Raw genomic sequence first — 618 nt, forward strand, 5'->3', positions numbered from 1 at the left:
ACCCGTAGCTTCGGCACCTGGTTTGAGCCCCGTTACATCTTCCGCGCAGGCCGACTCGACTAGTGAGCTATTACGCTTTCTTTAAAGGATGGCTGCTTCTAAGCCAACCTCCTAGCTGTCTAAGCCTTCCCACATCGTTTCCCACTTAACCAGGATTTTGGGGCCTTAGCTGACGGTCTGGGTTGTTTCCCTTTTCACGACGGACGTTAGCACCCGCCGTGTGTCTCCCACGCTCCACTCACCGGTATTCGGAGTTTGCCTCGGGTTGGTAAGCCGGGATGGCCCCCTAGCCGAAACAGTGCTCTACCCCCGGCGGTGATACGTGAGGCGCTACCTAAATAGCTTTCGAGGAGAACCAGCTATCTCCGGGCTTGATTAGCCTTTCACTCCGATCCACAAGTCATCCAAATCTTTTTCAACAGATCCTGGTTCGGGCCTCCAGTTGATGTTACTCAACCTTCACCCTGCTCATGGATAGATCGCCCGGTTTCGGGTCTATTCCCAGCGACTGGTCGCCCAGTTAAGACTCGGTTTCCCTACGCCTCCCCTAATCGGTTAAGCTCGCCACTGAAAATAAGTCGCTGACCCATTATACAAAAGGTACGCAGTCACAGGACA

1 rRNA gene is annotated in these 618 nt (G+C 53.9%); it reads right to left on the reverse strand.

Annotation, left to right across the window (positions count from 1 at the left end):
* Positions 1-618, reverse strand: a 23S ribosomal RNA gene (locus IE093_RS22355); the annotation flags it as partial.

This window comes from Litchfieldella qijiaojingensis, assembly GCF_014651875.1.
Lineage (GTDB): Bacteria > Pseudomonadota > Gammaproteobacteria > Pseudomonadales > Halomonadaceae > Litchfieldella > Litchfieldella qijiaojingensis.